Annotated in this window: 20 protein-coding genes and 1 pseudogene; 8 read left to right on the top strand and 13 right to left on the bottom strand. The window is 71.9% G+C overall.

Features of this window, described 5'->3' with window-relative positions:
- Positions 1-108: 108 nt before the first annotated feature.
- Positions 109-2,907, bottom strand: a complete 2,799-nt coding sequence (locus ABZX40_RS33790; protein WP_355746261.1) for an AAA family ATPase — start codon at positions 2,905-2,907, stop codon at positions 109-111.
- Between the two features lie 411 nt (positions 2,908-3,318).
- On the opposite strand from ABZX40_RS33790, the gene ABZX40_RS33795 reads away from it, so the two are divergent.
- Both ABZX40_RS33795 and ABZX40_RS33800 read left to right on the top strand, forming a co-directional pair.
- Complete coding sequence (locus ABZX40_RS33795) at positions 3,319-4,545, top strand: hypothetical protein (protein ID WP_355746263.1); 1,227 nt, start codon at positions 3,319-3,321, stop codon at positions 4,543-4,545.
- A 267-nt stretch (positions 4,546-4,812) separates the two neighbouring features.
- Positions 4,813-5,241, top strand: a pseudogene (locus ABZX40_RS33800) (GtrA family protein); the annotation flags it as partial.
- Positions 5,242-5,366: 125 nt separating this feature from the next.
- Here ABZX40_RS33800 and ABZX40_RS33805 read toward each other — a convergent pair.
- The gene (locus ABZX40_RS33805) at positions 5,367-6,218 is read right to left on the bottom strand and encodes an alpha/beta hydrolase (protein WP_355746266.1); all 852 of its coding nucleotides are present in this window, start codon (positions 6,216-6,218) and stop codon (positions 5,367-5,369) included.
- Positions 6,219-6,935: 717 nt separating this feature from the next.
- Here ABZX40_RS33805 and ABZX40_RS33810 point away from each other — a divergent pair.
- A complete protein-coding gene (locus ABZX40_RS33810) occupies positions 6,936-8,102 on the top strand; it encodes an FAD-dependent monooxygenase (RefSeq protein WP_355746269.1) in 1,167 nt (388 codons plus the stop codon).
- A gap of 136 nt (positions 8,103-8,238) precedes the next feature.
- On the opposite strand, the gene ABZX40_RS33815 is transcribed toward ABZX40_RS33810, so the two are convergent.
- The gene (locus tag ABZX40_RS33815) at positions 8,239-8,388 is read right to left on the bottom strand and encodes a hypothetical protein (RefSeq protein ID WP_355746272.1); all 150 of its coding nucleotides are present in this window, start codon (positions 8,386-8,388) and stop codon (positions 8,239-8,241) included.
- Between ABZX40_RS33815 and ABZX40_RS33820 the strand changes: the two genes are divergently transcribed.
- Positions 8,387-9,379, top strand: coding sequence for a WD40 repeat domain-containing protein (locus tag ABZX40_RS33820; RefSeq protein WP_355746274.1), 993 nt, complete (start codon positions 8,387-8,389; stop codon positions 9,377-9,379). The two genes, ABZX40_RS33815 and ABZX40_RS33820, sit on opposite strands and share 2 nt — an antisense overlap.
- A gap of 123 nt (positions 9,380-9,502) precedes the next feature.
- On the opposite strand, the gene ABZX40_RS33825 is transcribed toward ABZX40_RS33820, so the two are convergent.
- Complete coding sequence (locus ABZX40_RS33825; protein ID WP_355746277.1) at positions 9,503-10,123, bottom strand: TetR-like C-terminal domain-containing protein; 621 nt, start codon at positions 10,121-10,123, stop codon at positions 9,503-9,505.
- Positions 10,124-10,302: 179 nt separating this feature from the next.
- Between ABZX40_RS33825 and ABZX40_RS33830 the strand changes: the two genes are divergently transcribed.
- Entirely contained in the window at positions 10,303-11,574 is a 1,272-nt protein-coding gene (locus ABZX40_RS33830; protein WP_355746280.1) for an MFS transporter, read from the top strand.
- Positions 11,575-11,645: 71 nt separating this feature from the next.
- The gene (locus ABZX40_RS33835) at positions 11,646-12,443 is read left to right on the top strand and encodes an alpha/beta fold hydrolase (protein ID WP_355746283.1); all 798 of its coding nucleotides are present in this window, start codon (positions 11,646-11,648) and stop codon (positions 12,441-12,443) included.
- A gap of 78 nt (positions 12,444-12,521) precedes the next feature.
- On the opposite strand, the gene ABZX40_RS33840 is transcribed toward ABZX40_RS33835, so the two are convergent.
- Together ABZX40_RS33840 and ABZX40_RS33845 are read right to left on the bottom strand one after the other, a co-directional pair.
- Positions 12,522-13,961, bottom strand: a complete 1,440-nt coding sequence (locus ABZX40_RS33840) for an APC family permease (protein WP_355746286.1) — start codon at positions 13,959-13,961, stop codon at positions 12,522-12,524.
- 210 nt (positions 13,962-14,171) lie between these two features.
- A complete protein-coding gene (locus tag ABZX40_RS33845; RefSeq protein WP_355746288.1) occupies positions 14,172-15,140 on the bottom strand; it encodes an aldo/keto reductase in 969 nt (322 codons plus the stop codon).
- Positions 15,141-15,338: 198 nt separating this feature from the next.
- Between ABZX40_RS33845 and ABZX40_RS33850 the strand changes: the two genes are divergently transcribed.
- Together ABZX40_RS33850 and ABZX40_RS33855 are read left to right on the top strand one after the other, a co-directional pair.
- Positions 15,339-15,737, top strand: a complete 399-nt coding sequence (locus ABZX40_RS33850; protein ID WP_355746290.1) for a RidA family protein — start codon at positions 15,339-15,341, stop codon at positions 15,735-15,737.
- Between the two features lie 183 nt (positions 15,738-15,920).
- Positions 15,921-16,610 (top strand): TetR/AcrR family transcriptional regulator C-terminal domain-containing protein, encoded by a 690-nt coding sequence (locus ABZX40_RS33855; protein ID WP_355746293.1) that lies wholly within the window; start codon positions 15,921-15,923, stop codon positions 16,608-16,610.
- Positions 16,611-16,933: 323 nt separating this feature from the next.
- Here ABZX40_RS33855 and ABZX40_RS33860 read toward each other — a convergent pair whose 3' ends face one another.
- The 7 genes from ABZX40_RS33860 to ABZX40_RS33890 form a co-directional block, all read right to left on the bottom strand.
- The gene (locus tag ABZX40_RS33860) at positions 16,934-17,884 is read right to left on the bottom strand and encodes an aldo/keto reductase (RefSeq protein ID WP_355746295.1); all 951 of its coding nucleotides are present in this window, start codon (positions 17,882-17,884) and stop codon (positions 16,934-16,936) included.
- Between the two features lie 270 nt (positions 17,885-18,154).
- Positions 18,155-19,366 carry an FAD-dependent monooxygenase gene (locus ABZX40_RS33865; RefSeq protein ID WP_355746298.1) on the bottom strand — a complete coding sequence of 404 codons (1,212 nt, stop codon included), beginning with the start codon at positions 19,364-19,366 and terminating at the stop codon, positions 18,155-18,157.
- Positions 19,367-19,505: 139 nt separating this feature from the next.
- Positions 19,506-21,722, bottom strand: coding sequence for a xanthine dehydrogenase family protein molybdopterin-binding subunit (locus ABZX40_RS33870; RefSeq protein WP_355746301.1), 2,217 nt, complete (start codon positions 21,720-21,722; stop codon positions 19,506-19,508).
- Between the two features lie 18 nt (positions 21,723-21,740).
- On the bottom strand, positions 21,741-22,712 hold the full coding sequence (locus ABZX40_RS33875; protein WP_355746303.1) for a xanthine dehydrogenase family protein subunit M: 972 nt from the start codon (positions 22,710-22,712) through the stop codon (positions 21,741-21,743).
- A complete protein-coding gene (locus ABZX40_RS33880) occupies positions 22,712-23,344 on the bottom strand; it encodes a (2Fe-2S)-binding protein (protein WP_355746306.1) in 633 nt (210 codons plus the stop codon). The genes ABZX40_RS33875 and ABZX40_RS33880 overlap by 1 nt, the downstream gene beginning before the upstream one ends.
- Positions 23,345-23,538: 194 nt before the next feature.
- Positions 23,539-25,341 carry a methyltransferase gene (locus ABZX40_RS33885; protein ID WP_355746308.1) on the bottom strand — a complete coding sequence of 601 codons (1,803 nt, stop codon included), beginning with the start codon at positions 25,339-25,341 and terminating at the stop codon, positions 23,539-23,541.
- A gap of 62 nt (positions 25,342-25,403) precedes the next feature.
- A complete protein-coding gene (locus tag ABZX40_RS33890) occupies positions 25,404-26,630 on the bottom strand; it encodes a 4-hydroxybenzoate 3-monooxygenase (RefSeq protein WP_355746311.1) in 1,227 nt (408 codons plus the stop codon).
- Between the last annotated feature and the right edge of the window lie 206 nt (positions 26,631-26,836).

Raw genomic sequence — 26,836 nt, forward strand, 5'->3', positions numbered from 1 at the left:
GCGTCCGCCGAGCCCGCCGGGTCCGCCGGGTCCGGGCGGCGCCCAAGGGTTCGGGTCCCGGACCGCGTCGCACGCACCCACGGTCATCGGCGACAGCCCACGAAAAGGTCACAGGTCGTCGAGGAGCGCGCGCAGCTGATTGCGGCTGCTGACACCGAGCTTCGGATACACCTGGTAGAGATGGGAACTCACCGTCCGGGGCGACAGCATCAGCTGCTCGGCGATCTCCCGGTTGCGCAGCCCCTGGGCCGCCAGCCGGACGATCTGGCGCTGCTGGGCGGTGAGTTCCGCGAGCGGGTCGGCGCTGGTGGGCGCGGTGCCCACGCCGCTGGCCCGCAGCTCGGCGAGCGCCTCCCCGGCCAGCCCGGACGCGCCGAGCCGGGTGAACGACTCCTCGGCCGCCGCCAGCAGGGGGCGCGCGTCCAGCGGGCGCCGCCGACGCCGTAGCCACTGGGCGTAGCGCAGCCGCGCCTGCGCCCGGGAGAGCGGCCACTGGTCCCCGGCGGGGTTGACCGTGGCGAGCCGGAAGTGGTGCTCGGTGTCCTTCGGTTCGCCGGTCAGCGCGGCGGCGTGGTGCAGCAGCAGCGTCATCCGGGTCGTCGGGCGCGGCCCCACCGCGGCGCGCACCGCGGCGAGGACGAGGGCCCCTTCCTGCCGTCGCCCCGTGCGGTGCGCGGCGGCGGCGAGTTCGGTGATCGACCGGGGTGAGAGGAAGTAGTGCAGGGGGCTGCCGTCCGCGCCGAACAGCTGCCGGAAGTGCCGGTACGCGCTGTCGAAGTCACCGGTCGCCGCGGCGGCGGTCCCGGCGGCGTGCAGCAGACGCGCGTGGGTGGCCCGGTTCTCGTCCAGGCCGACGGCCGCCCAGGCGGGGTCGGTCGGCAGGTCGGCGGGGTCCCCGCGCAGGGCGCGCAGGGTGGCCCGCAGCGCCTCGACATCGATCTGGAGGTGCCTCAGCTTGTGGACGGTGGCCAGGGTGGCGGTCTCCCGGAGGTGCTCGTCGGCCTCCGCCCAGCGTCCGGTGTCGATCAGCGCCGAACCCAGCACGGCGAACGTGGTCGCGGCGGCGCCGATGTACCCGTAGGACTTGAGCATCACGTAGGCCTGGCGGAAGGACTCCACGCTCAGGTCGGACTCGTCGGCGAACCAGGCGACACCGGCGAGGGCGTGGACCCGGGTCATCTCCGCGACCTCGGCCGCCGCCTTCGGGCCGCGCTGACCCCGGCGCAGGGGGTGCAGCAGGTCGAGCGCGGCGGCCGGGTCGCTTCCGGCCAGGGCCACCGCCCGCACCGCGGCGAAGGCTTCGGCCGTGGCCAGCTCGGCGTAGCGACTGCCCCGGCCATCGGCCTCGATGTGCTCGACCAGACCCGCGATCGGGCGTCTGACCTCCGCCAACCCCGACTGGAAGGCGACCCCCTGGAGCACCGAGGTCAGGGCGACCGTGAGCTTCCCGTCCTCGGGCGGTCGCGGCTCCAGTGCGCTCAGCAGCACCTGCGCCGCCTGCCGCTGGCGGCCCAGCAGCGACAGGGCCAGCCCCGCGCCACAGGCCGCCGAACCCAGCGCGTGCCGGTCCTGGGGGAGGGCGACGACCTTCTCGTACAGCTCCTGCACCCAGGTGGGGTCCCCGGCGTTGGCGGCGGCGTGCAGCGCCCTGGCGTAGCGGCGGGCCCGGTCGGTGAGGTCGGGGGTGCACTCCGCCGACCGTTCCAGTGCCCGCGCGGCGGCGAAGAAGCCACCGCGCCGCTCGGCGAGTCCGGCGGTCTCCTCCAGGGCCGCCGCCACCGACTCGTCCGGGCCGAGGCAGGCGGCGGCCAGGTGCCAGGCGCGGCGGGCCGGATCCGCGGTGAAGGCCGCCGCCAGCTGCTGGTGCGCGCGGTGCCGGAGATGGGCCGGGGCGCCGTGATAGGAGCCGGCGCGGGCCAGTGGATGCCGGAAGACCACCCGTCCTTCCACGATGGTCACCAGGCCCGCTCGCTCCGCCGGGGCCCATGCTTCGAGATCCTGCCCCGTGCCCGCGGCGGCCATGATCAGGGCGAGGTCGTCGCGTTCCGAGGCCGCGGCGTGGAGCACCAGCAGCTGGGTCGTGGGCGGGAGTTCGCGCAGCCGGGCCGCGTACAGCTCCTCGATCCGGGCCGAGTGGAGGAGCAGTCCGCCGGGCAGGGCCACCGAGCCGCCGTTCCCGGCCGCGCGGCACAGCTCGATGAGGGCCAGCGGATTCCCGCGCGCCTGCCGCAGCAGTTCCAGCCGGGTCCGGCCGGTGGGAACGTGCGGCTGGGCGTCGACCAGCTCGGCCGCCGCGTCGTCGGCCAGCGGGCCCAGCAGCAGTGTGGGCAGATTCGCGGGGAATCCGTGGGGGGCGTGCTGTCCGCGGGCCGTCAGCAGCACCGGCAGGGTGTCCGTCGTGATCCGGCGCAGCACGAAGCCCAGTACGTCCAGGGAGTCCCGGTCGAAGTGCTGGAGGTCGTCGATGGCCAGCAGGACGCGCTGCCGCCGCGCGACCCGGGCGAGGAGTGTCTGCACGGCGACACACAGCCGCATCGGGTCGTGCGGCCCCTCGGCGGGCGCCAGCCCGAACGCGGTCTCCAGCGCCGCGCGCAGATGACCGGGCAGCTCGGCGAGTTCGGGCAGCAGCGGGAACAGCAACTGGTGCAGGGACGCGAACGACTGCCGCGACTCCGCCTCACTGCCCTGGGACGTCAGCACGAGCATCGCCGTGTCCCGGGCCTGTGCGACGGCTACCGCCAGCAGCCCGGACTTCCCCGTGCCCGCCTCACCGAGCAGAAGCAGCAGCCGCGGCCCGCCGGGTCCCTCCGCGACGATGTCCAGAACCTCGGCGATCTCCGTCCGCCGGCCCACCAGCTCCCCGACGGATGGGGAGCCGCGCCTCGTTCTGCTGCCGGGGGTGTTCACCACGCGAACTGTACGGGATCGACCTCGCTGGTGAATGGGGTCGTGTTGACCGGACCGGTGGGTGGATCGGGCGGTGGGACGGGTTCCTGACCGGCAGCGGAGGGGGGGCGACGGACGGGCCGGGCCCCTCGCGGGGCACCCTCTCCCGTGCGCTGCCGAGCAGCACCCCATTCCCTCCCGGGCAACACCGCCACTATCGTCCCGGGCAACACCGCCACCGCCACCGCCGCCGTCCCGGACATGGCGTCACACCGTACAGGCACCCGCACCGGCACCCGTACCGGCACCCGCACCCAGCGTCACGTGGCCACCCACGATGTCCGTAAACAGGACTAGTCGATTGACATGTCCCTGAATACCGTCCCCTGTGCCGACACAGGCGCCGCACAGGCGGTGCCGATTGGGGGGCTCATGAAGAACATGATCCGCTGCACCCTCGCCGCCGCGGCGGCCTTCGCGCTGCTGCCGATGACTGCGGCGTCCGCCGCCCCGGACACACCGAGGCCGCTGTCCGTCGAAGAGGTCGCGGCGATGTCACCGGCGCGGCAGGGCGAGGTCCTGCGTCCGCTGAGGGTGGTGGCCGACGCCGTCGCCCAGGTCGGACAGGGGGACCGCGCCGATATCTACACCCAGGTCGAGATGGCCTCCGACTACCGCTCGGTCAATGTCTATCTGACCGATGTGAGCCAGGCACGGAGCTTCCTGGCCTCGGTCCGCCGCGCCAACCCCAAGGCGGACACCGGGCTCGTCAACGTCCTCCAGGGCAAGAAGTCCCGTCAGCAGCTCAAGAAGGAGATCGACGCGATCGTCGCCGACCCCGCGCTGCCCTTCGATGTGGGACTGGCGGGTACGTCGGTCGACGGCGGCTCGATCGAACTGGCCGTGGACGACCCGGCGGCGGCGAGAACGTATCTGGCACAGCCGGCCGTGGCCGCCGCGCGCTCCGCCGCCGGCGGCACCTCCGTTCGCGTCACCCAGGCCGCGCCCGCACGCCCCCTGAGCCGCTGGAACGACAGCTCGCCGTTCTACGCGGGGGCGGCTCTCGGGCCGGCGTCCGGCGCGCAGTCCTACTGCACCAGCGGCATTCCCGCCGTCAGTACCTGGGACGGCCGCCAGTGGCTCGTCACGGCCGGCCACTGCTACAACGTCAACGACTACGTCTACACGGCCGGCGGCAACTACATCGGCCAGGTCAAGTACGATCTGCCCGCGATCGACGCGCTCTTCATCGAGACGCCCACCTACCGCAACACCTGGGACGGCATCGACGCCGCCGGGTACACCCGCTATCTCAACGGCGTCCGCAATGTCGCCGTGGGCGACTTCACCTGCCAGCTCGGCTACAACTCCAAGGTCGTCTGCAACATCCGCACCGTGTACGCGGGCAACTCCGCCTGGACCGTCAACGGCACCACGGTGTGGGGCAGTTACGGTGTTCCGCACGGCGGCGGAATCGTCGGCCGGGGCGGTGACAGCGGTGGTCCGGTGATCTACCTCAACGACCCCAACAGCCGGCAGCTCAACGGCATCGTCAGCGTCGGCTGGGGCTGCGGCGTCAACGGATGCACGACCGGACTGGGCTGGGTCGATGTGTGGTCCATCTTCAACACCTTCGGCATCAAGCTGAACCCGTCCTGATCGGTATCGCCCCTATCCCTCTCCCCGGGGGTGGCGCCCTCCGACGCCATGTCGGTGTACGCCGCCCCCGCCCGCGTTCCCGGCCGCGCCGAGTGGCTGACCTGCTGATACGCCAGCTCCCGCGCATGTCGTGACGCCATGGCTGGCGCCATAACGCCTCTATCGGCTCGCAATGGCGCCATGAATGTGCCATGATGGCGCAACGCGATGCCGTCGGTCCGGGGGCGGAGCGGTCAGCCGGTGAGCCGGTCAACAAGGGGGCGGATCATGAAGACAGCACAGAGCCGACAGCAGGCGGAGCCCGGCGCCTTCACCGCCTTCGTCCGCTTCGTGCTCTGCGGCGGGGGACTGGGGCTCGTCTCCAGCGTCGCCGTGGCGGCCCTCGCCTCCCTGGTCCCCTGGATCCTGGCCAACGCCCTGATCACCGTGGTCTCCACGCTCCTCGCCACCGAGCTGCACGCCCGCTTCACCTTCGGCGCGGGTGGACGGGCGACCTGGCGCCAGCACACCCAGTCGGCCGGGTCCGCGGCGGCGGCGTACGCCGTGACCAGCGGGGCGATGCTGGCGCTGCATCAGTTCATGGCGACACCCGGTGCGCTGCTGGAGCAGGTCGTCTATCTGACCGCGTCCGCCGTCGCCGGTGTCGCTCGGTTCATGGTCCTGCGCCTCGTGGTCTTCGCACGGAACCGCTCCCGGACCGCGGCCACCGTCACGCCCACCCCCGCACACGCGGTGCGGCGACCGGCACGGGAGGTCACCCGTCCCGGTCGCCGCGCCTCAGCGGCCGGTGGTTCCCGGCCGAGGCACCTCTGCCCGGCGGGTCAGCTGACTGCCTTGGCGGCGTCGTGGATGAGGTCCGCGACCACCCGCGGGTGGCTGAGCATCACGACGTGCGACGACTGCGGCACCTCGACCACCTTGCGGGCGTCGGCCCGGTCGTACATCCAGCGCGCGCAGGCCGGCGGAATCGCCTTGTCGCGGCCGGCGACCAGCCCCCACGACGGGATGGTCTTCCAGGCGGCGGCCGTGGTCGGGTAGATGAAGGAGTCCGCGTCGAAGGGCCGCTGCGTGGCCTGGAGGACGCGGAACTCGGAGGTGGAGATATCGGCGGCGAAGGCGGCCTGGCCGTCCTTGCTCAGATACAGATCGATGCCCGTCGTACCGTCGGCCTTCGTGTACGGGACCGGCACGCTCACCGGCTCGACCTCGCTGCCCGGGAACTTGGTGATCAGCTCCCCTTGCGTCTCGCCCACCTCGGGTGCGAACGCCGCGATGTAGACCAGCGCCTTGACATTGCTCTTCCCGGCGGCGGCGTTGGTGATGACCGTGCCACCCATGGAGTGCGCGACCAGGACGACGGGTCCGCTGATGGAGTCCAGCAGACTCGCGACATACGGGGCGTCGGTCGGGATGCCCCGCAGCGGGTTCGCCGCGGCGATCGTGGTGTAGCCCTTGCGCTGCAACCTCTCGATGGTGGCGTTCCAGCAGGAGGAGTCGGCGTAGCCGCCGTGCACCAGGACGATCGTGGGCTTCACCTTCGACTTCTCCTCATCCGTGCGGGCTGTGGCCGGTGCGGCGCCGGCGGTTCCGGTGGAGCCGGCGATCACGGCCGCCGACCCGGCCAGCGCGGCTCCGGCCGCCAGGACATTGCGGCGGGACATGTCAGTACTCATGGGCACTCCTCGTACAAGTGGCTTGGGGAAGTGGTGGGTCCGGCGGAGAGCTCGCCAGTGAGCCGCCGAGTCGCCGAGCCGCGGGGTGCGGGGTGCGAGTGGCGGTCGGTGGGTGGTCCGGTCCGTCGGTACGGGTGGGCTGGCGAGCCTTGGTCTGGCGTACCTGTGCGGCCGAAGGGGCGGCGAGCGCCGGCTGAACGGGCCTGCCCTCAGGAGTGGGGCTCGGCCGATGGGCTCAGTCGCGCATGGCTGATTTCACGCGGTGTGGCATGTCACGGACTTTATGAAGACCACATGTGCCCAGGCATCCGTCATATGACGTACATTCCGGCGCTCACGACCTCGCGATGACCCTCGCCCATCGCCCCTGACGTGGGCCGATGCCCATTCCGGCCGCTGAGCCATATGAAGGGAGCCGATCCGGTGATGGGTATTTTAGGTGAACTCCTGGTGAATGAAAGGGGTGATGGTGTATGACGGGGCATCCCGCCGCGCCGTCGCCATCGGCGGCGACTCCGCGCCCCTCCCCTGCCCCTCCCCTGCCCCTCCCCTGCCCCTCGCGCGTCCCCTCCCGCACCCGTCGTCGCAGCCGCCCTCCGCCAGCACGCGAAGACCACCGGCCGCCTCCCCGACGAGACCGGTGCGACCAGGCAGGATGGGGGTGGACCGCGCCGCCGGGTGGCGGGTGCGGGCGGAACAGGTTCGGGAAGGCGTGCGATGGAGCCGAGCAGGACAGCCAGAACCGTGATCGTCGGAGGGTCCCTGGGCGGGCTCGCGGCGGCGCATGAACTGGCGTCGGTGGGTGCCGAGGTCGCCGTGTACGAGCGGTCGGCGGGGAACACGCGGGCGCGGGGCGCGGGCATCGTGATGCAGCCCGAGGTCGAAGACCTGCTCGGGCGGATGGGTGTCACGGCACGCCAGGTGTCCGTGGAACTGTGGGAGCGTCAGCAGCTCCACCTGCACGGAGAGCCCGACCGCTACGCGATGCCCCAGCAGATGACCTCCTGGGACACCCTCTACCGGACCCTGCGCGCACCCCTGGAGGGTGTCTGCCACCGCCGGGACAGCGCACTGCGGCGGGTCACGGTGGAGGGCGCGGCGGTCACCGCGGAGTTCGGGGACGGCTACACGACCCAGGGCAACTTCCTGGTCGGCGCCGACGGCATCGGCTCGGCGACGCGCCGACTGCTCGACCCGGCGACGCGGCCCTCGTACTCCGGCTATGTGGCCTGGCGCGGACTGGAACCGGAGTCGGCACTGCCGGGCGACCTGCGGGACCTGCTGTCGGGCCGGTTCACCGTCTTCGGTACGGAGGGCCAGCAGCTGCTGTGCTACCTCGTGCCCGGCGCCGACGGCGAGCTGAGCGAAGGGGCGCGGCGGGTCAACTGGGTCTGGTACACGAATGTTTCCGAGCGGAGTCTGCCCAGACTCCTGACCGGCCGCTCGGGCCGGACGCACTCGACCTTCCTCCCGCCCGGCGAGATCCTGCCGGAGACGGACAAGGAACTGCTGGCCACGGCGGAAGTGACACTGCCCGCGCAGCTCACGGCGCTCATCGAGGCGTCGGAGGTCTTCATGCAGCCGGTGTACGACCTCCCGCCGTTCCGGATGGTCGCCGACCACGCGGCACTCATCGGCGACGCGGCGGGAACGGTACGGCCGCACACCGCGTCCGGCACCTCCAAGGCGTTCGGCGACGCGGCGGGACTCGCGACGGCGCTGCGGGACTGGACCCCGTCCCGGCCGCTGCCCGCCGAGCGCCTGGCCCAGTGGGAGGAGAACCGTCTGATCGAACTGCTCACCCTCGCCGAGGCGGGCATGGACCTCGCCGCCCGCTCACAGCTCGGGACGCCGGGCGGACGGAGGTTCTTCACGGGGGCGTGAGCGGGGACGCGCACCGCGCGTCGACCGGCGTCCTGCTCCCGTAGCGGCACGGGCACGGGAACGAGCCGCGTCAGGACGCCCGTCCCCGGCCCTCACGTCGGACGCCCGGCACCCGACCGAACAGAACGCGGCGTTCTCACCGGGCCACCGTGCGCTCCCGCCGCGCGTGCGGGATGCTGTTGCTGTCCGGCCCGTCGCACATCCCCCGAAGCGACGGGCCGGGCCCGTGCCACCGGCGGGCGATCCCGACGCCGATGTCACCGCCGAGGCGTACGGTAGCGATCATGTCCGACCGCATCCCGCCGCCAGAACCGCCCACACCCGGAGCCCGGTTGGCGTGGGCCGGGGGCACTCAGCTGTCCCGGCACGCCCTGGCCTGCGGCGCTCGGGTGCGTGCCCTGGCCCTCGCGGTGGTGGCGGGGCGGGACGCGGTGGTCACCGGCGGTGAGGACGGCACCGTACGGGGGTGGGACCTGGCCACCGGGGAGCCGGTCGGCCGGACGGTCGCGGGGGAGCACGGCGGGGTGGTCGCGCTGGCGACGGTGGAGGGCAGCGCGTGCGCGGTGGTCGCCGACGACCGTGCACTGAGGGTCTGGGATCTGGCGTCCGGGCAACTGCTCCGCACCGGCGGCTCCGGCTCGGTGAGCGCGCTGGCGGCGACGGTACTGGACGGTCGCGCCCACGCGGTCACGGGCGGCCAGGATGGGGCGGTACGGCTGTGGGACCTCACCACCGGCCGGCAGGCCCATGAGTCACCTACCGGTGGGCATGAGGGCGCCGTCAGGGCCGTGGCGACGACGTTGGTGGACGGTTCCGCCGTCGCCGTCACGGCAGGTGAGGACGCGACGGTCCGGCGCTGGGACCTGGCCTCCGGGCGGCGGATCGGCGAGGCGCTCACCGGGCACGCCGACGCGGTGTGGGCGGTGGCGACGCTGGTGGTGGACGGTCGCCCGATAGCCGTCACCGGGGGCGACGACGAGATGGTGCGGGTGTGGGACCTGGCTGCCGGTGAGCAGGTCGGTCGTGCCTTGATCGGTCATGGCGGGCGGGTGTGCGGCGTGGCCGCGGGGGTGGTGGGCGACCGCGCGTTCGTGGTCAGTGGAGGTGAGGATCAGTCGGTGCGGGTGTGGGACCTCGCCGCCAGAGAGCAGATCGGGCCGCCGCTGGAGTTCCCGTCGGCGGTGGACGCGGTGAATGTCGCTGCGGGGGGCCGGTTGGTGGTGGGGTCCGGCGGGGAGGTCGCGGTGTTCTCCGGGTCGGCACCGACCGGTCGCTGAGCAGGGGTCTTCGTTCCGGATGCGGTGATTCGGGACGGGCTGCGAGGGGCTGACCGGCGAATCATGCGACCGGACTGCGCCTCAGAGGTCCTTGCAACGAAGGCCGTGTCGATGCAGGGTTCGTCATTTCGCGAGCTGGGTGTCCGACGCGGAGTCAGGTGCCTCGGCGGGGCCGCTCTCGGCGGGCAGCAGGTGGGACACCAGGCCGTGTGCCCACTCGGAGGTGAGGGGCTCGTTGGTGAAGACGGCCCGGTAGTAGAGGGGGGCGAGTACGGCGTCGGTGGTCCGCTCCAGAGTCGGGTGCCCCTGGCCTCTGGCCTGCTCGCGTTCCAGGATCGCTTCGAGTTGCTGCTGGCGTTCGCCCCGGCAGGCGGCAGCGCCCTGTTCTCCGCCGATGCCGATGGTGGCTCGCACCAGAGCGAGGGTGTCCGGGTCGCAGAGGTCTTTCGCCAGGTCGGACGCGTACCGCTCCAGGTCGCCGCGGAGGGTCCCGGTGTCCGGAACCACGATGTCGCCGGAGAAGCGGCTCGTGGCCACGTCGGCGAGCAGTTCGCCGATGGAGCCCCAGCGTCGATAGACCGTGGTGGCGTGCACTCCGGCGCGAGAGGCCACGACCGGGATGGTCAGTTCACCGGCTTCGTCGGTGAGGAGGTCCTTGACGGCCTGGTGGACGGCCGCCCGGACCCTGGCAGAGCGGCCACCGGGCCGAGTTTCGGTGCGGCGCGGGGATGTCGAAGCAGGCATATGACCAGTATTGCATTGATCACTGCCTTTGTAGCGCATCGATCGCTGCGTTTGTGTTAGCCTCAAGCCGCTAACGCAATGATCACTGCGAGATTTCACCGCAGGGTTCTGTGTGCCTCAGGAGGTGAGCCCCCTGTGTGAGAGCGGAGCCGCAGGCGGAGGGGCGAAGGGAAAATCCGATGACATCCATCAAACGCGCTGCCGAGGACCCCGGTGGGGCGTCCGACAGCGGCGCTTCGCATCGCGGGCCGGGCAAGGGCGCCTTTGCCGCCGTGGCCGCGGTGTTCATTCTCTTTCTGGCCGCTTCCAGCGCGCCCTCCCCGCTCTATGTGATCTATCAGGAGCAGTGGCAGTTCGAGGCGTGGGCGCTGACCGTCGTCTTCGCTCTCTATGTCTTCGGTCTGCTGGCCTCGCTGCTGACCGTGGGAGGGCTGTCGGATCATCTCGGTCGTCGGCCGGTGCTCGCTGCCGCGCTGGCACTGGAAGCGGTCGCGCTGGTCCTCTTCCTGGTCGCGGAGAACGTGTATGTCCTGTCCGCCGCCCGCGTGGTGCAGGGCATGGCGACCGGGGCCGCGACAACGACGCTGAGCGCCCTGCTCGTCGACCTCGAACCCGTGCGCGGGCGGGCCGGGGTCGTCACCTCCATCGCGCCGCTGAGCGGACTCGCGGCCGGTGCTCTGGGCAGTGGCATCCTCGTGGAACTCGCCCCGGCACCGACCCGGTTGATCTACGCACTGCTGCTCGCCGCGATGGCAGCGGCGGCGGTGGTGGTCGCGCGGACCCCCGAGACCTCGCCGCGTCGCCCGGGTGCCGTCGCCTCGTTGCGCCCGAGGGTCGCGATGCCCGCCCATCTGCGCGCCGACCTGGTGCCGCTCGTGCCTGCGGGAATCGCCGCCTGGGCCCTCGCCGGCATGTACCTCTCCCTCGGCCCGTCCGTCGCGGCCGAGTTGCTGGGGCTGCACAGCCATCTGATCGGCGGCGTGGTCGTGACGCTCCTGGCGGGCACCGGAGCGGTCGCCATCACCCTGCTCCGCTCCAAGCCGGCGTCAGTACTGCTGGCTCCCTCGTCTGCACTGCTCGGGATCGGCACGTTGATCTCCCTCACCGGGGTGGCGCAGGGCCTCGCCTGGCCGGCCGCCGTCGGGACCGTCGTCTCCGGTATCGGCTTCGGCGCCTCGGTACTGGCCGCCTTCGGGACGTTGGCACGCGTGGCCGAGCCGCATGAGCGCAGCGCGGTCTTCGCCTTGGCGAACACCGTCAACTACCTGGGAAACAGCGTTCCCGCCGTACTCGGGGGAATCGCCGTCACCAGCCTCGGACTGAGAACGGCAGCGGTGATCTACGCGCTCGCCGTCACCGCGATCACCTTCTCCGCGCTGGCACTGCGCCTCAACCAGCTACGCGCGGAGCGCCACTCGGCTGTGACCGCCGAGATCGTCCCGTGCAGATGAGCGGCCCAGCCGTATCCCCCTCCACACCACCGACCGGCATGGCTTTTCACCACCTTCGAAAAGGAGACATCATGACGACCAGGGCAAGGAAGCATCGTGAGGTTCAGCGGGAAGACCACACGACCATCCGGTACACGGTCAGTGGTCCCGACTCGGGAACGACGCTGGCGCTCATCCATGGCTGGGGTGTGGATCGGACCGATTTCGACGCGGTCACCGACCACCTGCCTGACAGTGTTCGGGTCATCGCCGTCGACCTCGCCGAGCACGGTGAGTCGCGATCGACGCGGGACGTCTGGACGATCGAGGAGTTCGGTCGTGATGTGGCCGCTGTCCTGGCGGCGGAGTCGGTCGACATGGCGGTGGTCGCGGGGCACTCCCTTGGCGGGGCGGTCGCCGTCGAAGTGGGCCGGCAGGTGCCCGACCAGGTGTCGCACATCGTCGCCCTCGACGCGCTGCACTATCTGGGCCTGTTTCCCGCGCAGAGTGCGGAGCGGATCGAGGCGACGGAGAACCTCTTCCGCCAGGACTTCGAAGGAGGGGTGCGGGGGCTGGTGGAGGGAGGTTCGCCCGCTGGAACCGACCAGGCCCTCAAGGACGCCTACTTCGCGAGGATGGTCGCGGTGCGGCAGCCCGCCGGCCTGCATGCCATCTGCGGCCTGGTCCGCTGGGACATGGACGCGGCACTGAGCGAGACCAAGCAGCCGATCACCGTCTTCGCGGTACGGGACCTCATGGATCGGAAGGCGGTCGAGCGCTACGGCGACCGGGTCGACATCGTGCTCATCGACCTCGGCAGCCACCACTTCCAGGTGGAGGCACCCGAAGGCACGGCACAGCTTCTGGCGGGTGTGGTGGGCTGCGAGTAGGCCGCCCTGCTCCACCGTCCGCCGCCGCCCACAGCCCCGTCACCAGGGCCGTCGGCGGCGGCGGGCAGCCGGTGGGTGTCAGGGGCCGGCCACCGCTTCCGGGCCGTCCGGCGTCGGCAGGGTGACCGGGCGTGCCGGGTGCTGGCGGCGCCAGGCCAGGGCGGCGCCGGTCACCGCGCCGAGGACCAGGACGACCGGCATGGAGTTGATGAGGGCCGAGTCACTGCCGGTGACGGTCGGGTAGTTGGCGACGATCACCACCGTGCAGGCACTGAGGGCGAGGAAGGAGAGGCCCGGGGCGATACGGGTGGACCAGAGCGAGCCGGAGAGGGTGCCCCGTGCCGCCGAGACGACGACGCTCGCGCTGCACAGGATCATCAGGGTGAGCAGGCCGAGCGCGGTGACGCCACCGAGCGCCGGGAGCAGGCTGAGGAGCGGGTCGAGACCGCCGACGGCGAACGGGATGAGGAAGGCGACCACCACGACCACCTGGGTGGTGTGGGCGTGGTGCGGGGTGCCCCGGCGCGGGTGGACGGACGAGAGGGCGCGCGGCAGCAGTCCGGCACGGCCGAGGGAGAAGAGGTAGCGGGAGGCGATGGTGTGGACGGAGACCGTGGCGCCGAAGAAGCTCACCGCGATGCTGCCGGTGAGCACCGGTCCCACCCAGTCGCCGAGGTGGGTGGTGGCCACGCCCGCGATCAGCCCGGCGGGATCGGTCTGGGCGGCGGTGGCGACATCGCCGACGGAGGCGACGATGGTCCACGCGGCGGCGACGAAGAGCACGGTCAGTCCGCCGAGCGCCAGATAGGTCGCCCAGGCCACCTGCTTGGCGGCGTCGCCCGCCTCCTCCGAGTAACAGGCGCTGGCCTCGTAACCGGCGAAGGCCAGCAGGATGAACAGGATCGACAGACCGATATGACTCCCGAAGACATGGTCAGGGGAGAAGACGGCGGTGCTGTAGGAGGCGCGGGAGTCGACCAGTACGGCCATCATCAGCGCGAGCACGATGGCGAACTGGAGCAGACAGACCGCCGCGGTGACCTTCGAGGCGATCGAGACCCCGAGATGGCCCAGCACCGCGGTGGCGGCGACGGCCACGGCCGCGTAGAGCCACCAGGGCAGATCCACCCCGAAGGTCGACTCCATGAACCCGTCGGTGAAGTACCCCGAGAGCACCGCCATGCCGACCGCGCCCGCGTTGTACTGGACCGTCGCCACCATGGCCGAGGCCGCCCCGGCCACTTTGCCGAGGCCGTGCTCGATATAGGCGTAGTAGGCGCCGCTGTTGACGACCGTGCGGGCCATCGCCAGATAGCCGACGGTGTAGATCGCGAGCAGTGCCGCGACGACGATGATCACCCCGACCGTGCCGACGCCCGCACCGAGGGCGAAGGTCAGGGTGAAGTTGGCGGACAGCGCGGTGAGGGGCGCGGTCGCGGCCAGGACCATGAACAGCATTCCCGGTACGCCGACCGCGCCCCGGGTGAGGGTTTTTCCGGAGCCTGAGAGCTTCTGCACGGTGATTCCTCCGGCGGTTCGAGGCGGGGGAACAGGGCAGCCGGACGATGCCGGGGCCCTGCGCCGCCCGATAGATTCTTGGTCAGGGACCAAAAATTTTCCCCAGTAGAAGCGACGCGGGATCTGCCGTCAAGAGGTCGTGCGCCATCGGAGGAGCCGTGGGGAGGGTGTCCGGGGCGGCCCGGGAGGTCGGTCGCCGGGGGCCGGGGGTCAGTGACCGGACACCGGGTGCGGGATGTACGGCAGCTCCAGTTCCTCCAACTCCTTGTCGGAGAGGGTGAGTTCGATGGCGGCGACCGCGTCCTCCAGATGGCCGGGCTTCGACGCGCCGATGACGGGCGCGGTCACCGTGTCCTGGTGGAGCAGCCAGGCCAATGCGATCTGGGCGCGCGGGACACCCCGCTCGGCGGCGATCCGGGCGACCGCCTCCACGACCCCGCGGTAGCCCTCCTGGTAGAGCGTGTTGCCGTAGGCGTCCCCGGTGCTGCGTTCGGTGACCGTGCCCCAGTCGCGGGTCAGCCGCCCCCGGGCGAGCGGGCTCCAGGGCAGGACCCCCACCCCCAGGTCCGCGCAGAGCGGGAGCATCTCGCGCTCCTCCTCGCGGTAGATCAGGTTGTAGTGGTTCTGCATGACCACGAACCGTGTCCAGCCATGGGCCGCGGCGGTGTACTGCGCCTTCGAGAACTGCCAGGCGTACATCGAACTCGCCCCGAGATAGCGCACCTTGCCCGCCCGCACCAGATCGTGCAGCGCCTCCAGGGTCTCCTCGATGGGGGTGACCGGGTCCCAGCGGTGGACGTAGTACAGGTCGACGTAGTCGGTGCCGAGGCGGGTCAGGCTGCGGTCGATCTCCGTCATGATCGCCTTACGGGACAGTCCGCCGCCGTTCGGTCCGGGCCGCATCCGGCCGTGCACCTTGGTGGCGAGCACGATCTCGTCGCGGTCGGCGAAGTCGCGCAGCGCCCGGCCGACGATCTCCTCGCTGGTGCCGTCGGAGTAGATGTTGGCGGTGTCGATGAAGTTGATCCCGGCGTCGAGCGCCTGCTTGATCAGCGGGCGGGTGCGCTCCTCGTCGAGCGTCCACTCATGGGTGCCGCGGTCGGGTACCCCGTAGCTCATGGTGCCCAGACAGATCCGGGACACATCCAGGCCGGTCGAACCGAGTTTCATGTACTGCATCGCTGCTGCTCCCTGTGTCATCAGGTGGATTCAGGTCAGGTCAGGTCGGTCATCGAGGGGGCGGCCGTCGGCCGTGCGGGGGAAGGGGCCGGCGTGCGCTGGTTCCGCCGGGTCCTTGACGTGTTAACGGTGTTGTCATTACCTTCGCCTGGCATGGTAACGCCGTTATCGGCTCGTTGGCTGCCGAAAGGACCAGGAATGTCGGTCAGTTACATCAATGCCCCCGAACTCCCGCCGCTGCCGGGGGTTCTCTCCCATGCCGTCGTGCTGCACTCGGCCGGACTCGTCTACACCTCGGGACAGGTCGCCTGGGATGTGAAGGGCGAGGTGGTGGGCGATGATCTCGCCACCCAGTTCGAGAAGGCGTACGACAATGTCGAGCTGGCGCTCCGTGCGGCCGGGTCCTCCCGCGAGAAGATCATCAAGGAGACGATCTATCTCGCCGGTTACACGCCCGAGCAGTCGGACCAGCTCGCCGGACTGCTGGTCGCGGCCCGCAAGGGACACCCCACGCCACCGGCCAGCACGGGGGTGAGTGTCGCCGGTCTGTTCCGGGAGGAGTTCCTGGTGGAGATCGAGGTGGTGGCGACGCTCTGAAGGCGGGGCGAGTGCGGCGCCGTACGGGTCTTGTCGCGCCGCCTCATCCGGCGCCCGCTCCAGGGCCCCGGCCTCGGTCGCCGCGCCCCGTCTCGTCCGCAACCGCCCGGCGGGCTCGGCGATGCGCCGCCCGCCGGGTACTGTCGGACCCGGTGCCGGGTGCGGGGCGTTAACATCGTTAACATGCCGACCGATCGAGAAGTCACCCCCACCGGACGAACCGGCGCCCCACCCCCCGCGACCCGCGCCCAGGCCCTGGTGGTCGCCGCCCTGCGCCTCGTGGACGAGGGCGGTCTGGAGGGGCTCACCATGCGGCGCCTGGCGGACATCTGCAAGCTCCAGCTCCCCGCCATCTACCGGGTGTTCAGCAACAAGGGCGCCCTGCTGGACGAGATGGCGGAGAAGATCCTCTCCGGCGCCCTCGTCGAGCGCCGGGACGAACCCTGGGAGGCCGATGTCGCCCTGCTCGCCCGGCAGTTGCGGCGAGCCCTGCTGGCCCAGCGCGACGGCGCCCGGATCGTCGGGGGCAGTTACGCCGCCCAGCACTACAGCCTGGCCTTCGCGGACCGGCTGATCGCGGCCATGCAGCGGGCCGGTCTCCAGGGTGTCGCGGCGCTGTGGGCGACCTCCTCGCTCTTCAGCTATGTCCTCGGTGAGGCCCTGGAGCAGCAGGGCCACGCCGAGGGCGAGATCGGCAAGCTCGACGCCACCGTCAGTGCCGGGACGTATCCGCACCTCTTCGCCACGCCCGTCGAAGAGATCGCCGACTTCGACGGCCGCTTCGAGTTCGGCCTGGGGTTGTTCCTGGCGGGCCTTCGGGAACGGGCGGCCGGCGAGAGCGCTGCCGGTCCCCGGGCCGCCGGTGCGGGCTGACCTCTTCCCTGCGGGTCCCGGTGAGAGCGCTGCCGGTCCCTGGGTCGTCGGTGCGGGCTGACGCCTTCCGGCGGGTCGCGGCGAGGGCGCTGCCGGTCCCCGAGCCGCCGCCGAGGGCTGACGCCTTCCGGCCGGTTCCGGCGAGAGGGCTGCCGGTCCCCGGGCCGCCGCCGAGGGCTGACGCCTTCCGGCGGGTCGCGGCGAGGGCGCTGCCGGTCCCCGGGCCGCTGCCGAGGGCTGACCCCTTCCGGCCGGTCCCGGCGAGAGCGCCACGGTGAGGGCGGATGGCCTCCTGAGCATCCGCCCCGCTCGCCCGCAGCCGTTCAGTACCGGCCGCCGACCACCTTCTCCGCCAGCGCGTCCAGCGTCGTGACATCCTCCGGCGTCAGGGCGATGGACGCGGCGGCGGCGTTCTGCTCCAGCCACTTGACCCGCCGGGTCCCCGGGATCGGCACCACCGGCACGCCGAGCTGCTCGCCCCGGGCGTGCACCCAGGCCAGCGCGATCTGCGCCGGGGTGACACCCCGGGTCTCGGCCAGGGCGCGCACACCGTCGGCGATGGTCTGGTTGTCCGTGGTCTGGAAGCGCGGCAGCCGCCTGCGGGCGTCACCGGCCGGCAGCGCGGTGACATCGACGGCGCCGGTGAGGAAGCCGCGTCCGAGCGGCGAGTAGGCGACCAGGCCCACACCCAGCTCGCGCAGGGCGTCCGCGACCGTCTGCTCCAGGTCACGGGACCAGATCGAGTACTCGGACTGCACCGCCGTGATCGGGTGCACCGCGTGCGCGCGGCGCAGCTGCGTGCCGTCCACCTCGGACAGGCCGATGTGGCCGATCTTGCCTTCCTTGACCAGGTCGGCCAGCGCCCCGACCGACTCCTCGATCTCGGCGTCCGGGGCGACCCGGTGCAGGTAGTAGAGGTCGATGTGGTCGACGCCCAGGCGCAGCAGGGAGGCGTCACAGGCGCGCTTGAGGTAGGTGGCGTTTCCGCGCAGGGCCCAGGTGTCGCCGCTCATGCGCTCGATGCCGGCCTTGGAGGCGAGCTGGATCTCGTCCCGGCGGCCCGCGATGGCGCGTCCGACGAGCACCTCGTTGTGGCCGAGGCCATAGGCGTCGGCGGTGTCGATCATGGTGATCCCGAGGTCGATGGCGCGGTGGACGGTGGTGACCGCCTCGTCCCAGCTCCCGGGGCCGTAGGGCGGGTAGCCCTCGCTCATGCCCATGCAGCCGAGGCCCTGGGCCGAGGTGGTGAGGTCACCGAAGGAAACCCTGTTCATGGACTGTCTCCGATCAAAAGGCGTTCGATCAGCGTGCGTTCGATCACGATGTGGTCGATCACGATGCGTTCGGGATGTGGTCCCGGAGGGTCCCCGGCGGCCGTCCCGGCCAAGGCGGATGGTGGACGGCGGGCGCGGACACCAAGGGCGTCCGATGCCGAAACCGGAGGACCCTCCGGTTGTTAACGACGTTACCGGAGGGTCCTCCGGCATGCAAGGCGGAGGGAGGAGGGGGGAGGGGGAGGGGGCATCCGGGCGCGCCCGGATGCCTCAGTCGGCCACCAGGTGATCGGAGTAGTCGTCCAGCTCGAAGGCGTTGGACATCTTGTCGGGTCCGCCGAGCAGCCGGTCCTTCGCGGGGACCAGGGCGAGCAGCCGTACCAGCTGATCGCGGAACTGGATGCCGAGGGGTGTCTCCGGGGTCATCAGGCGTCCCTGGCCGGGCGCGGAGCGCTGGATCCAGTCGAGCCAGGGACGCAGCTTGTCCTCGTACCGGGCGAAGGCGCCGGCCGGGTCGCCGGGGGTCCGGGCCAGCTCACCCGCGAGGACATGGGCGCCGACCACGGCGACGGTGGCGCCGTGCCCGGACAGCGGGGAGGCGCAGTACGCGGCGTCGCCGACGAGTCCGACCCGCCCCTTCGACCAGGACGGCAGCCGTACCTGGCTACAGGTGTCGAAGAAGAAGTCGTCGGCGGTCTCCATCTGCGCCAGCAGTGTCGACGCCTCCCAGCCCATGCCCGCGGCGTGCGCCCGGACGATGCGCCGCTGCGCCTCCAGGTCGCGGTGGTCGTAGGAGGGCAGGGCCGCGCGGAAGCTGAGGAAGGCCATCACCTTGGTGTTGCCGAGGATCGAGCGCATACCGACGGTGCGGCCCGGTTCGCTGTAGGCGACGGTCCAGTCCTTGAGGCCGAGATGGTTGTCGGCCGTCCAGAAGGACACATACGTCCCGAGGTGGTGGAGGAAGTCCTCGCCGGGGCCGAACAGCATTCCGCGCAGCTCGGAGTGCAGACCGTCCGCGCCGACCACCACGTCGTAGCTCTCCGGACGGCCGGAGCGGAAATCCACCCTGACCTGTTTCCCGGTGTCGTGCACGGCGGCGATGCTGTCGCCGAAGCGATAGGTCACCCCCTGGGCGAGGGAGCTCCGGTGGAGGACGTCGGAGAGCCTGCCGCGGAGGATCTCGATCTCCGCGACCGGGCCGTCACCGCCGAAGTGCTCGGCGCGCAGATCGCCCCGGCGGCGGCCCCGCTGGTCCACGAACGACATGCCGTAGTTGGCCTCGCGGGCGGCGCGCACCTCGGCGTCCACCCCGAGCCGCCGGATCGACTCCCGGGACACTCCGCGCAGATCGACGAGCTGGCCCCCGCGGCGCAGTGCGGGGGCGCGCTCCACGACGGTGACCTCCGCGCCGTAGCGGGAGAGCCACAGGGCGAGCGCGGGACCCGCGATACTCGCTCCGGACACCAGGACCTTGAGGGGCATGAGGGGTCTCGATTCCCGGGAGGTGGCCTCCCGATGGATCCTCGCCCGCCGGTAACAGTGTTGTCGGCGGTGTGCGGCCTCAAGGTAGTGTTAACGGTGTTATCGAGTCAATCGTCCGGTCGCCCTTCGGGACGCCTCCTCAGAGCAGTTTCTCGATGGTGATCGGCAGATCCCTGACGCGGATCCCGGTCGCGTGGTGCACCGCGTTGGCGATGGCCGCCGCCGCGCCGATGTTGCCGAGTTCGCCGAGCCCCCGGGCGCCGACGGGACTGACATCGGTGTCCGGGTGGTCGAGGAGATGGACGTCGATGTGCGGGGCGTCCGCGTTCACCGGGACCATGTAGTCGGCGAGGTTGGCGTTGAAGATCCGGCCGGTGCCCGCCTCCAGATGGGCGTCCTCCAGAAACGCCTGGCCCAGACCCCAGATGACCCCGCCGACGATCTGGCTGCGCGCGGTCTTGTGGCTGATGATCCGCCCGGCGTCGACCACGCTCACGAACCGCGACAGCCGGGGCTCGCGCGTCCAGCGATTGACCCGGACCTCGCAGAAGTGCGCGGAGAAGGACTGGAAGGAGACCTCGCTCTCGGCCGGTGCCTCCGGCGTGGTCGCCACCGCCTCCACCGCCGGTGCTCCGGTCCGGGCCAGCAGTTCGGTGAATCGCATCGACCGGCCGCCGCCCGACAGCACCCCCGCCCGGTAGACCAGCTCCCCGGCGGCCGTGCCCCGGAACGGGGAGCGCGGGTGGGTCACCGCATGGTCGATCAGCGCGGCGACCGCGGCCTGGGCGGCGGGCCCGACGGCCGGGGCCACACTCGCCGTCGCCTCGGAACCGATCGCCCCGGCGGCCGAGGAATCGGTGCTGGGCAGCGTCGAATCGCCCACCTCGGTCCGGATCCGGGACAGCGGCAGCCCGAGCGCGTCCGCCGCCATCACGGCGAGGACCGTCCGCATCCCGGTGCCGATGTCGGCCGTGGAGCTGGCCACGCTCGCGGTGCCGTCCCGGCGGAACGCCACCCGCACGCTCACACTGAACGCGGGCGCCGAGCCCAGGCCCGAGGTGGCCATACCCACGCCCACCAGCCAGTCGCCGTCCTCGGTGGTGCCGGGCGCGGCGGCCCGCCGGTGCCAGCCGATGCGCTCGGCGCCGATGCGGTAGCACTCCTCCAGATGGTTGCTGGACCAGGGCAGGCCCTCGGCGGGATGGACATCGGCGAAGTTGCGGCGCCGGATCTCCAGCGGGTCGATGCCCAGTTCCTCCGCCAACTCGTCGAGCGCGCACTCCAGTCCGAAGGAGCCCGGCTGCTCGGCGGGCGCCCGCATGATGGTGACGGGCGGGATGTTCAGCTTCAGCCCGAAGTTGCGGGCCCGGACGTTCGCCACCTTGTAGGAGCGCAGGGCGGCCATGGCGGGCGCCTCGAAGCCGTTGCCGGTGACCGAGCCGCGGCAGTACCCGTCGTGCCGGATCACCGAGAGCCGCCCCTGCCGGTCACTGCCCAGCCCCACGGTCTGCACCGCCGCTGCCCGGTGCCCGGTCACCGTGTAGAGCTGCTCGCGGGTGACCACGACCTTGACCGGGCGGCGCAGCGCGCGGGCCGCGGCGGCGGCCAGCAGGGTGGGCGACCAGGTGGTGGCCTTGCCGCCGAACCCGCCCCCCACATGCGGGCTCACCACATGCACCTGGTCCACCTCCACCCCCAGCGCCGCGGCCACCTCGATGGCGTGCAGCCGGGGCCCCTGGGTGCCGGTGTACAGGGTGAGGGTGTCGCCGTCCCACTGGGCGACGGCCGCGTGCGGCTCCATCGCGTTGTGATGCTCGGCGGGCTGACGGTACGTCCGCTCCAGGGTGACCGGGCTGGCATCCCACGCCTGCGCGACCGCCTCCGCGGAGGGCAGTGTGATCGACGGGGGATAGCCGAGTTCCTCGGCCTCGTCGAGCCGCTCCTCGAAGGTCAGGTCGGTGGGCTGGGCGTCGTAGTCCACTTCGATCAGGGTGGCGGCGTCGCGGGCCTCCTCGACGGTTCCGGCGAGGACCAGGCCGATGATCTGGCCGCGGTAGCGCACGCCGGTGCTCTGGAGCGGCGGGTCCAGCTCGCCGAACGCCTCGGCGGCGCCGCCCCCGGGCAGCGGGGCCAGAGCCAGCGGGTCGAAGGGGCTGTAGACGGCCACCACACCGGGGGCGGAGCGCGCGGCCCGGACATCCATCGCGCGGACCGTGCCCCGGCTGACGGTGCTGAGCAGCAGCTGGCCGTACACCATCCGGGGCAGGACGTGGTCGGCGGCGTAGCGGGCGGTGCCGGTCACCTTGTCGCGGCCGTCGACGCGGTCGACGGGGGTGCCGATCAGGTTCTGTGCCATATCAGTTCACCGGATCCTTCAGTTCACGAGGTCCATCAGGGCCCGTGCGATCGTGCTGCGCAGCAGAGCCGGTTTGAAGGCGTTGTAGGTGAGCGGCTGTGCCCCGTCGGCGGCCCGCTCCACCGCCGTGACCACGGCCGACTCCCGCAGGGGCTGCCCGATGAGGGCCTGTTCGACCTGGCGCAGCCGCCACGGCCGGGTGGCCACACCGCCCACCGCGATCCGGACGTCACGGACCGTACGGCCGCGCAGATCGGCGGCGACGGCGGCGGAGGTGAGGGCGAACTCGTAGGACTGGCGGTCGCGGACCTTGAGGTAGACCGAGCGGCGGGCCCAGTGCAAGGGGGGTACGACGACCTCGGTGATGATCTCGCCGGGGCGCAGGTCGTTCTCCACCTCGGGGGTGTCGCCGGGCAGCCGGTAGAAGTCCTCCAGGGGCAGGCCGCGCGTACCGTCGGGGCCGGTCAGCACCACCTTGGCCTCCAGTGCCACCAGCGCCACCGCGAGATCGCTGGCGTGGGTGGCGACACAGGACTCACTGGTGCCCAGGACGGCGTGCGAGCGGTTGACCCCCTCGCGCGCCGGGCAACCGCTGCCCGGCTCCCGCTTGTTGCAGGCGACGGTGATGTCCCGGAAGTAGGAGCAGCGGGTGCGCTGGAGCAGATTGCCGCCGATGCTGGCCATGTTCCGCAGCTGCGGGGAGGCGCTGAGCAGCAGGGCCTGGGAGAGCATCGGGTAATCCTGGACGACCGTGCGGTGCGCGGCCACATCGCTCATCCGCTCCAGGGCGGCGATGTGCAGTCCGTCGCGGCGCCGGGTGATGCCGCGCAGCGGCAGCCGGTCGATGTCCAGCACCTGACGCGGAGTCATCACGTCGAGCTTCAGCAGATCGACCAGGGTGGTGCCCCCGGCCAGATAGACGGTGCCGGAGTCGTACCGGCGCAGCGCGTCCGTCACACTCGCCGGGACGGTGAACTCGATGGGCCGCATCAGCGGGCCCCCTTCCGTACCGCGTCGACGATGTTGGGGTAGGCGCTGCACCGGCAGATGTTGCCGGACATGTGCTCGCGGATCTCGTCGTCGGAGCGGGCCCGGCCCTCCCGGACCAGCGCCACCGCCGACATGACCTGGCCGGGGGTGCAGAACCCGCACTGAAGGCCATCGCAGTCGATGAACGCCTGCTGCATCGGATGCAGCCGCTCCCCGTCGGCGAGCCCTTCGATGGTGGTGACCTCCCGGCCGCGCACCGAACCGACCAGGGTGAGACAGGCCAGGACCCGGCGCCCCTCGATGTGCACGGTGCACGCCCCGCACTGCCCCCGGTCGCAGCCCTTCTTCGTGCCGGTCAGGCCCAGCCGCTCGCGCAGCGCGTCGAGCAGGGTTACCCGCGCGTCCACGGCGAGCGTGACGGCCCGCCCGTTGACGGTGAACGCGACCCCGCTGTCCTCCCCGTCGTCCCCGTCGTCCTCGGGTGGTCCGGGGGCCGCCACCGATTCCTGCGGTTTCGCCCCGGCGGTGACGGCCATCGCCCCGGCCGCTCCCGCCGTGGTGGCCAGAAAGCCGCGCCGCCGGAAACCCGCGTGCTCGGGCTCGGGTTCGGGTCCGGGTTCGAGGTGGTTCATGGCGTGTCGCCTTCCCTGTCGGTCGCCGGGGTGGGTGTCCGCGGTGAGTTGGCGTCAGCTAATGTTTTGGTCATAGACCAAGAATCATTCCGCTGGGAACCGGAGCCCTCTCCGCCTGTTAACGACGTTACCGGAGGATCCTCCGGTAAGCAAAGGACACCCCAAGAGACGACGAGTGGGGGAGGGCTCCTCGGTCAGGACACGGACACCGGGGCGATGCCACCCGCCGATCGCCCGGCACCCGCACCCGGCCCCGCCCGCCCCGCCTTGCGCACATGCAGCACGTGGGCGTCCAGCGGGAGCGGGGTGTGGGAGAGGAGGTCGAGGCCCGCGCCGGACAGCAGCTCGGCGTAGTGGGCGGCGGTCCGCTCCCGGCCGCCGACGTTGCACATCATGTGCAGGTCCCAGGCGACGGCGAGGGAGGGCCCGCCGTCGGCGGGCAGCAGACGTTCGACGATGAGCAGATCGGCCTCGGCCGGCATCGCGCGGGCGCACTGCCCGAGGATCTCCCGGCACCGGTTGTCGTCCCAGTCGTGAAGAACCCGGGACAGCACATACACATCGCCGCCCGGCGGTACGTCCCGGAAGTCACCGGCCAGATAGACGCACCGGTCGGCACAGCGAGCGGCGGCGAGGGTGCGGCGGGCCGCCTCGATGGCATGGGGGCGTTCGAGCAGGACCCCGTGGAGACGGGGGTGCGCGGGCAGAAGGTGAGCGAGGAGCGCGCCGTTGCCGCCCGCGATGTCGACGACCGTCGCCGGGGTGGACGCCCCGGCCGCCGCGGTGATGACCGGGTGGGCCGCCAGTGGGGCGAACATGGGGGTGCTCGCGGCCATCGACCGGTCGAAGAGATCGGCGAGGTCGGGACGGCGGGCGAAGTGGTCGAAGTGATGGGCGCCGAAGTGGTGGTCGAAGGCGGTCCGGCCGGTGCGGACCGTATGGCCGAGCGCGGCGAAGGACTCGTAGAAGGGACCCCCGTAGAGAAGGGCCAGGGGGCGCAGGGAGCCCGGGGCGTCGGTGCGCAGCAGGGCGCCCGAGGGGGTGAGGCGGTGGCCGTCGGGGGTGCCGGTGACGACGCCGAGCATGGTGAGGTAGCGCAGCAGTCGGGTGAGGCTGCCCGGGTCGGTGCCGGTCCGCCGCGCGAGCGGCCCGGCGGCGACGGCGGTCTCCGTGCTCATCGCGTCGGGGATGCCGAGCTGGGCGAAGGTGGCCAGGGCCTGGGTCGTCCAGGCCCCGGTCAGCAGGTGCAGGAGCGTTTCCGCCGGGGGCTGCGGGGCCGGTGATGCCGCCGTCCCCTGCTCGGCGCCGAGGTGGCCGGTGAGCACCTCCCGGTGGTCGCCGGGAGCGTACAGCTCCACCCGCCGGTACCCCGACTTCGCGTCGTCGGGGGCGGTGAAGTAGAACACCGTGCCGTCCTCGTGCGGGTTGTAGCCGCCGCCGTCCGGGCGCGCGCCCCGACGGGCGAGGATCGCGCAGATCCCGCGCAGCACCAGCGGATCCGGCCGCCCCACCTCGAACGCCACATGCGCCTCGTGCTCCTCGGCGCGCTCCCGCTCGGCGATGGCCGCGACGCCGTCCGGCGCGCACTCGGCGTCCACCGCCAGCAGAAACACCTCGACCGTACGGTGCCCGCCGTGCGGTCCGGGGACCGGTGGGCGCAGGATCCGGACGTCCAGCCCGGCGGCGTCGAGCCGGTGGCGCACGGCGAGCCGATCGCGGACGACGACGCTGGGTACCGGGGGAGTCGCCGGGTCCACGGCCAGTCCGCAGGCGGCCAGTCGGGCGTGGAGCGCGGGCAGGTCGGGCGGGAAGACCAGCAGGCCGGCGTGCGAGAAGCGGCAGTGGTCCACCAGCGCCCTCGTCTCCGCACCGTCGAGGCCGGGCAGGAGCAAGGGGAGCAGGGTGGCGGTGTCCTGCGCCCGGACGAACTCGGCTGCCGCGCGCAGGCGGGCCGGGTCGCCGGGGGCGGTCGTCGACGGTGTCGTGGTGGGCGTCATCGCAGTGGCGTCCTCGGATTTCAGGGGGGAGGGGGTGCGGAGAGGAAGGGCGGGGGTGGATCTCAGATGCCGACGTACTGCTCGGCGAACCAGTCCTGTTCCGCGCGCGACGTGCGCAGGGTGTCCAAGCAGGGACGTTTCTGGAGCGGCTCGTGGTACGGCGAGGTCTCGGCCCGGCCCGGAGGGTGGGGAAGGTCGTGCAGCAGACGGGTCATCCACTGGGAGAATCGTTGCGCCTGACGGACATGGGTGAGACAGCGCGCCGAGTAGCCGTCCAGTTCCTCGGTGGAGCCGCGCCTCAGCGCCGCGATCAGCGCGTCGGCGAGGAGTTCCGCCTCCAGCACCGCGAGATTGGCGCCCTTGGCGGCGGACGGGCTGAGCAGACTGGCGGCGTCGCCCGCGAGGAGGAGGGAGCCGTGGCGCAGGGGCTCCAGCACATCGGACTCCAGGTCGATCACCATGCGCTGGAGGAAACGGCCCCGGTGCAGCGGACCGTGCTCGGCGGCGCGCATCCGCAGGTCCAGCTCGCCCCAGATCCATGCGTCGGACCCGTGGTCGACGGGCGTGCCCCGGGCGCACTGGAGGTAGTACCGGGTGACCTCGGCGGTCCGCGGCATGTGCCCGGCGAATCCCCTCGCGTGCACCGCGTAGCCGATCGCGTCGAGGCTCGGGGGCGCCTCGGCGAGCAGCCCGAGCCAGGAGACCCCGAGGTCGAGGTGGTGGCGCCGGACCGTGCCCGGCGGGAGCGAGCGGCGGGCCGCGCCATGGCGGCCGTCGCATCCGGCGATGTACCGGCCCTGCCAGCGGCCGGGGCGGCCGTCCTCGGCCCGGACCGTCACGGAGGGCCGGGTGCGGCCGGCGTCGGCGTCGGTCACGGCGAGGGCCTCCGCCGCGAAGCGGATCCGGCCGCCCGCCTTCTCGTACCGCGCCAGCAGATCGGCCACCAGGTACTGCTGCGGGTAGAGGGTGTGCCGCTCGCCCCGGCCGAGGCTGCCGTAGTCGAGCCGGAACCGGCCGCCGTCGGTGCGGAATTCGCAGGTGCTGTGCTCCTTGCCGTGCCGCCGGAGTCCGTCGGCGAGGCCGTGGCGGTCCAGGATGCGCACGGTGTTCGCGGCGAGGAAACCGGCCCGTGCCCGGGTCCGCAGCTCCGCGCGAGCGGCCCGCTCCAGGACCACGCAGTCGATTCCGGCCGCCCGGAGGATATTGCCCAGCACCAGCCCCGCCGGGCCCGCCCCAAGGATGATCACCTCTGCCGTGCCCTGCACGGCGCCCGCTCTCTGACTGTCCATCACAGCAGCGGATCGTATGCTTCAAAAGATCGCTGAATGCGCCAGGTTCACCCGTACGGTGGTAAAAGGGAGTTAAGGGAGCTTCTCGCTTGCCGGGGGATGGGGCGCTGGGCTAGGGCGTGTCTTCAATTGATCTTGCGTGGTGGATCATGGTCGGGTGATACGTCGTCATGAGCTGTCTGATGAGGAGTGGGAGTTCCTCCGTC

The sequence above is a fragment of the Streptomyces sp. NPDC004610 genome (assembly GCF_040609715.1).
Lineage (GTDB): Bacteria > Actinomycetota > Actinomycetes > Streptomycetales > Streptomycetaceae > Streptomyces.